Here is a 7,264-nt window from a genome sequence, read left to right on the forward strand (position 1 = left end):
GTTTTATGCCGGTCCATTTTTTTTGAGGCCCCATAAGCGACACCCTCTGGGCTATACAGAACTTTTCACTGTCCAGTCCAATTCTTAAAAGGAGTAACTCCAATGGCAACGTATCTCTCTCCCGGTGTATACATAAGAGAAGTTTCTTCCGGTTCGGCTCCCATTGCTGGAGCTGGAACTAGCACAGCCACTTTTATAGGTGTTGTGCCCGATAGGATTACTATTCCTACTGCGCCTGTCATTTCTAAGGAAGAAAATCTACAACAAGTTCCAGCTGCGGATTCGACTGCAAGTGCGGATGCACTTTTTAATTGGGAATCACACCCAGGTGTGAATAATCTAGGTGATTGGGACGTATGGGTTGGTGATCGTAAGCTAACAAAGGATCAGGACTTTACAATCACCCACCCAGCAGATATGTCCAAGCGACAACCTGCCAAAATTACATTAAAAAACAGCTTACAAACAAAGACGGTCAAAATCAAGTATATAGTGTTAGCCAATCAAATTACTAATGAAATAGTTGGCGAAGTTGCAGAACGTATTGATGGTGAACGAAGGGAATTTAAACTAAAACAATATCCAGTTAACACAGCCCAAAACACATACACTATCAAGATTGACGGAGAAAAAATTGTTGACGTAGAAATTAAACCTGATGATACAAATCGCGTTGCTAAATTCACTTTAACATCTGAGCAGATGAAAGATCGGCACAAAAAAACTATTACTGTCGATTACCAAGTAACTTTTCCAACTTTTCGACCTATCCCATCTGAAGAGGTGAAACTGTGTACCAATTTTAAGGAGTTCAAAAATTTCTTTGGAGATTTTTCTGCCGATACAGGCCAAAACTGGCTAGCACATGCAGTTTATGGTTTTTTTAACAACGGCGGAACTCGCTGTTATGTGATGCGAGTCGAAAACAAAGATAAAATTACTGATACTTTGTTAGAAAGTTTGGAAGCGATCGATGAAATAGCCATTGTCGCTGCACCGGGTTGCAGTATCAGTGATGGGAAGAAAATTGCTGAACATTGTCAAAATATGGGCGATCGCTTTGCTATTTTAGACTGTGCCGAAGGCGATACGAGCAGCGCTATTATTAATAAAAAGCCGGATAACTCCGACTATGCTGCATTCTACTTCCCTTGGATTCAAGTTTTTGACCCAGCTACAAAAACGGCGCATCCGGATGGGGATGGACTAATATATGTACCGCCCAGCGGTCACATTGCTGGAATTTACGCTCGCGTAGATGCACAAAGGGGTGTATATAAAGCACCAGCGAATGAAATTGTGTTGGGAGCGCTGGGACTCAAGCAAAATCTCAGCAAAAATCAACAAGATGGTCTAAATCCCCAAGGAATCAACTGCATTCGCAATCTCAACGGCAATATTCGGGTGTGGGGCGCGCGCACCATTGGAGGCGATGCCAATGGCGAATTCAAATATATTAATGTCCGTCGCCTATTTAACTATCTGAAAAAGTCGATCGACCAAGGGACACAGTGGACGGTATTTGAGCCAAATTCTCCGGAACTGTGGGCAAAAATCCGTCGGAACGTGACTTCTTTTCTGATGACCCTTTGGCGTAGCGGTGCTCTGTTCGGCAATACACCCGAACAAGCTTTCTACGTTAAGTGCGATGAGGAAACTAACCCCCCTGAATTGCGCGAACAAGGACAAGTTATCACTGAAATTGGTGTGGCTATAGTCAAACCGGCAGAGTTTGTCATCTTCAATCTCAGCCAGTGGGCAGGGCCAGGTAAATAGTAGCGATTTTCCAGGGGAAGTTAAAATGCTGACGGATCAAAAACGACGTACAACACCAGGTGTCTACCTGGAGCAAATATTTCCTGCCCCTTCTCCCGAGTTAATCACAGGAGTCCCTGCATTCTTGGGTGTGACGAAAGTTAAAGATGCCGAAAAAAAAGAAAAAGAAGAAGATCCTAATCAACCGAAGCTATTAAAGCTTTGGCCCCAGTTTGAGCAATTCTTTGTTCAGGCGTCATCTGGAAGTTACCTTGCTCATGCAGTACGCGGTTTTTTTGAAAACGGAGGTCGTCTGTGCTATGTGGTTCCTTTACAAAATGCTGAACAAGAAGCACTTAAACAAGGACTCGCAGCAATAGAATCTCTGGACACCATCGATTTGGTTTGCGCTCCAGATATTATGATGCGAAGTTCGGAATCGCACTGGGTAGAAGAGATGCAGACACTTGTTCTGGATCATTGCGATAAGATGGGCGATCGCTTTGCTATTCTGGACTCACTGCCTAATAAACAGGAAATAACCAAACAAAGAGATAGCCTGCAAAGCAATAACGGTGCTTTGTACTTCCCCTGGATTAAAGTTTTGGACCCAGCTACCCCTACCCCGAAACTTATAGAAGTTCCGCCTTGCGGTCATATTGCTGGAATTTACGCTCAAAGCGATCGCACTTATGGTTTTCCTCAGACTCCAGCTAATTATCCCTTAGAAGGAGTCTTAGATTTGAGCGTTTCCTTGTCTAGCGATGAGCAAGACGCATTAAACCCAAAGAACAACTCAAATGAGCCACCAAGCATAAACTGCTTGCGCGTCTTCAAAGGTAGAGGCATTCGCATTTGGGGAGGTCGCACTTTAAGCCAAAATCCAGATTGGCAATATATCAACGTCCGGCGATTATTCTTAACCGTTCTTCGCTGGATAGAGAGAAACTTAGAGGATGTTGTCTTCGAGCCAAATGATTTCAAATTGTGGGTGCGTATTGAGCGCGAATTAACCACTTATTTAGAATCATTACTGCGAAAAGGCGCATTGCAAGGACGAACTCCCCAAGAAGCGTTTTACATTAAATGCGACAGCGAAACTAATCCGCCAGAAATGCGCGATATCGGAACAGTTGTCACGGAAATTGGATTAGCACCGACTAAACCCAACGAATTTATTGTCGTTCGTCTCATCCACGGGACGGCTGGAGTTAATTCAACCACTCAACCTTAATAATTTTGAACAGGAGGATTCACCATGCCAGATCTAAAAGCCCCCCACAAACCCGATCCCTATTCAAGTTATCGCTTCTGGGTTGAATGGAATGGCATTATCCACGCTGGTTTTCGAGAATGTAGCGGACTCAACTCCACCCAAACTCCCGCCGAATATCGGGAAGGAACCGATCCGCCAACCGTCAGAAAACTGCCAGGTTTAGTGACCTACAACAATATCAGCCTCAAACGAGGCATAACCAATAATCAAGAACTCTGGAAGTGGCGGGAAAATACAGTGAAAGGGGGTGCTGAGTACAGAAAAGATATATCCATTGTTCTCTTAGATGAAACAGGTCAAGAAAAAATTCGCTGGAATTTAACTCATTGCTGGCCTGTCACTTGGTCGGGGCCTGACTTTAATGCGACTTCTAATGAAGTGGCCGTTGAGACTTTAGAAATTGCCCATGAAGGCATCAGCGTTGATAAATGGTCGTAAGTTTAAATTCCCCCATGATACCGCAGACTGAATTTCCCTTTACTTTACCTCAAGGATATATAGACCCGGAAGGTAATGTCCATCTAGAAGGAACGATGCGATTGGCTACTGCATTCGACGAAATTGCACCACTGCGAGATCCGCGCGTTCAATCAAATTCAGCTTATTTGGTGATTATTCTTCTATCAAGGACGATCGTTCGGTTGGGAGATGTCGAACATATCAATCCGAAAATGATTGAAAACCTCTTTTCTGCCGATTTGGTTTACTTGCAAGATTTCTACCAGCGCATCAACCAAAACGGTCACAGTCGCTTCCTCGTGGCTTGTCCTCATTGTCAAGGAGAATTTGAGGTTGAAACTGTGCCAGCGGGGGAGTAGTTTGCTACCCCTCAGAACGATTGCTTGAGGAGGTAGCTTATATTGCCTATCACTTTCACTGGTCTTACGAACAAATTATGAGATTTGAACACCGAGAAAGACAGCAGTGGGTTGCTGAAGTTATGCGAATCAATCAAACGTTAAACGAGAGATTGGGGTCTAGTTTTTAGAAGAGGAGTTATTCAGGAGGAAATTGTGGAAAAAACACTGTTAAATGTGGGTTTAAGTTTCGCAAATAGTTTAACAGGTATTCGTTTAGATCCTTATAACGGTTCTAATTTTTATCTCGAAATTGAAGGGTTAATAACGGGTGGTTTTAGTGAGGTTACGGGGCTGGAAAGCGAAATTGAATTAGAATCCTATCAAGAAGGAGGAGTGAATGGATATAGCCATCAATTTCCCAGACGCACTCGATACCCAAATCTTGTGTTAAGTCACGGTCTGACATCGAACGATACGCTTTGGACTTGGTATCAATCGACAACTCAAGGCAATATTCAACTTAAAAATGTTACGATTATTTTGCTGACCCGCCAACAAATTCCTGTGATGTTATGGAATTTTAAAAATGCTTATCCTGTGAAGTGGTGTGGCCCTACTTTTAATGCCAGCCATGCTAATGAAGTGGCGGTTGAAAGACTGGAGTTGATTCACCAGGGTATTGATAAACCTGTAACTTTTGGCTCGAAGGGATTGGGTATAAATTATGTCACAACTTAAGCGCTCTTTAACTGAAAAAACGAATTGGCAGGATGGGATTGATCAAAAGTTCCAAGCGCGACTGATGCGCCCTTTAGAAAAGCCAGGGCTGATTAATACTTCTGTGTTAGCAGGAGCAATTATTTCGCGATCGCACCGATTGAGCGATCGGCTACCCTTACTCGCACAAATGGATCGGCGCTGGTGTAGCGTAACGACTCAATCAGCGAATCATCTTCCCCTCGTTTACGCTCATCCTCTACCTATTCCAGACAATAATGGAGAAAAACTTAATCTCTCAGAAACTTCATCTATCCCCAAAGTACAGCGAAAAGAAGTACCAATTATTCAAGCAAAATTTGCTCCTGGTAGCGAATCAACCTTACTTCATAACTTGCCTCGGCAAAGCTCGCAACTAAGTGAAGTAAACTACCATAAACAAAATTACATTCCTAAAAGTATTTCAGAAACTCTAGCCGAATCTTTGGATTATATTAATTCAGGTTCAAGAAATTTAGAGAATATTGGTCAGCCGAATCAGTCAGCTACTCCGATAAATTCAACTTCTAACTTAGAGTTTTCCAATATTTCAGTTAACCAATTGCCTGTTGTTCAGGCTAAATTAGACTCAGCCACTCCATCTGCCGATATATTATCCCCAAGTAGGCCCGGAAAGTCAGTTAGCAGCGAACTGGGGGAATCAACACTTCCTCTAGTTAAGTTTACGCCGGACTCGATTTCCGAAATGGCATCGCCAACTGCTCTTGTGTTTGGCGAAATAATGGCAGATCGGGTATTGAAAAATGAAGGGTATGGCTCTACAGTAAAAGTAATAAGTCAGGCTACCCAAACTCGAAATATGCTATTAACTCCTACGGAGGAGTTGGGCGCAAAAAAGACGGACTTAACCGGACGAAATTCACAGTTATTAGTTAAGCCAAATATAGTCCCTAGTTGGAAGGGATTGGATACCCAACTTTTATGGTCTGTTCCTCCATTACCCAGGAACAGAACAGTAGCAGCTAATGGGAGCCAGGATTTAGTTACTAAACCCTATAACCCAGGAGAAAAGGCAGAACATAGAAAAGCAACTGAAGTTGCGATCGCCAGAACTGTTCCCCATACTGAGCCTAACAATTGTGCCAGCTCTTTTCCCAATAGTTCTGCAAGTTCAGCTATACAAGTACAGTATTCGTCTCCTACTCAGACAAGCAGCCAAACTCAGATTGACCTGGATAGTTTAGCAGACAAAGTAGAGCGTAAACTGATACGACGGCTCGCGATCGAAAGTGAGCGAAGAGGACAAAAACGATGGCGCTAGAAAAACTAAAAATTCTAATTGAAGACCAAACCCAAGGAAAACCAAATAAAGAAATACAAGCCTTGTTCAATCCCAACCAAGTGACAATTAGCAAAACAGGTTGGCATGAAGATACCGACAAGGGCTTAGTTGCTAGTCGCGCACCAGCCACTTTAACCATTGAGTTATTTTTTGACACTACAACTTTAGGGAAATATCCGCCAGAAAACGTTCAAAACTATACTAATCATATTTACAGCTTAACTCTGATTGGGAAAAATGCCAGACCCCCTTTATGTCAAATAATTTGGGGTAAAAATGTTTTATTGCCTCTGGGAATCCTTAAATCTTTAACTAAAACTCTTACCCACTTTTTAGAAGATGGAACTCCCGTTGCTGCTAAATTAAGTTGCAATTTTGAGGAGTGGCAAAACCCCACACAACAGAAAAAAATTGAAAATCCAATAGACGACCCGATTCGGATTGTTAAGCAAGGAGAAACTCTCAGCAGCATCGCCGCACAAGAATATAACGATCCTGCTCTGTGGCGGTTAATTGCCAAAGAAAATAAGATGGATAATCCGCGTTTATTGGAACCCGGTACCTCTTTGACGATACCGCCAAGGCGTGCGGATAGCATTACGCAAGGGAGGCAATAATTACAGTGCCTAACCCCAGTGGAGTTGACTCATTAGTTCCTAAGTTGAACGTCCTGATTAAAGGAAACCGCTTACCTATGGAAACAAAGGTGGATATACTCTCCGTAACCGTTTCCGAAGATTTGGACATACCCGCTATGTTTACCCTCGAATTGGTGAGCTGGAATCTGGTAAAAAGCCAAATTACTTGGGCAGATAGTGAATTGTTCGATATTGGGAATACGATCGAAGTTCAAATGGGGTACGGGAACACTTTAAAAACTTTAATTGTTGGAGAAATTACCGGATTAGAACCGGAATTTTCCCAAACGGCAACTCCAAAATTAGTGGTGCGGGGCCACGATTTGCGCCACCGACTGTTAAGGGGCAGTAAAACTCGCTCTTTTACCCAGATGAAAGATAGCGATATTGCTAGTAAAATAGCTGGAGAACAAGGAATTAGTTGCACAGTTAAAGATACCAGTATAAAATTAGAATATATTTTCCAAGCCAACCAAACTGATTTAGAATTTCTCCAGCAACGGGCTAAGCGCATTGGGTATGAAGTAACACTAGAAGGCAAAACCCTATACTTTCGATCGCACCAAAATAATACTCAAAAAGTTTTGACACTCAATCGAAGCGACGATTTAATAGAATTTTCGCCTCGATTGAGTACGATGAGCCAGGTGGGACAGGTAGGGTGCATCTCACTTTGGCAAATATATCAAATTGAAAGTTGACCGTTGAGGTAAGCACAGCGAAGAGAAAGGATAGA

General features: G+C 42.7%; 8 protein-coding genes and 1 pseudogene. All 9 read left to right on the top strand.

Translation table 11 applies throughout. From position 1 onward, the window contains the following. Positions 1-417: 417 nt before the first annotated feature. Positions 418-1,776: a phage tail sheath family protein gene (locus tag QUB70_RS30885; RefSeq protein WP_332985561.1), complete on the top strand. Its 1,359-nt coding sequence runs from the start codon at positions 418-420 to the stop codon at positions 1,774-1,776. A gap of 25 nt (positions 1,777-1,801) precedes the next feature. Further along, positions 1,802-2,989, top strand: a complete 1,188-nt coding sequence (locus QUB70_RS30890; RefSeq protein ID WP_332985562.1) for a phage tail sheath family protein — start codon at positions 1,802-1,804, stop codon at positions 2,987-2,989. A 24-nt stretch (positions 2,990-3,013) separates the two neighbouring features. Further along, complete coding sequence (locus QUB70_RS30895) at positions 3,014-3,469, top strand: phage tail protein (RefSeq protein ID WP_332985564.1); 456 nt, start codon at positions 3,014-3,016, stop codon at positions 3,467-3,469. A gap of 14 nt (positions 3,470-3,483) precedes the next feature. Further along, entirely contained in the window at positions 3,484-3,849 is a 366-nt protein-coding gene (locus QUB70_RS30900) for a phage tail assembly protein (protein ID WP_332985566.1), read from the top strand. A gap of 17 nt (positions 3,850-3,866) precedes the next feature. After that, positions 3,867-4,019: pseudogene (locus QUB70_RS30905) on the top strand (DUF6760 family protein); the annotation flags it as partial. A 25-nt stretch (positions 4,020-4,044) separates the two neighbouring features. Next, positions 4,045-4,569: a phage tail protein gene (locus QUB70_RS30910; RefSeq protein ID WP_332985567.1), complete on the top strand. Its 525-nt coding sequence runs from the start codon at positions 4,045-4,047 to the stop codon at positions 4,567-4,569. After that, positions 4,556-5,869, top strand: coding sequence for a hypothetical protein (locus tag QUB70_RS30915; protein ID WP_332985568.1), 1,314 nt, complete (start codon positions 4,556-4,558; stop codon positions 5,867-5,869). The genes QUB70_RS30910 and QUB70_RS30915 overlap by 14 nt, the downstream gene beginning before the upstream one ends. Continuing rightward, complete coding sequence (locus QUB70_RS30920) at positions 5,860-6,507, top strand: CIS tube protein (RefSeq protein WP_332985569.1); 648 nt, start codon at positions 5,860-5,862, stop codon at positions 6,505-6,507. Before QUB70_RS30915 ends, QUB70_RS30920 begins: the two co-directional genes overlap by 10 nt. A 5-nt stretch (positions 6,508-6,512) precedes the next feature. After that, entirely contained in the window at positions 6,513-7,229 is a 717-nt protein-coding gene (locus QUB70_RS30925; protein WP_332985570.1) for a phage late control D family protein, read from the top strand. The last annotated feature ends 35 nt before the right edge of the window (positions 7,230-7,264 follow it).

This window comes from Microcoleus sp. A003_D6 (assembly GCF_036702825.1).
In the GTDB taxonomy this organism is placed as follows: Bacteria; Cyanobacteriota; Cyanobacteriia; order Cyanobacteriales; family Microcoleaceae; genus Microcoleus.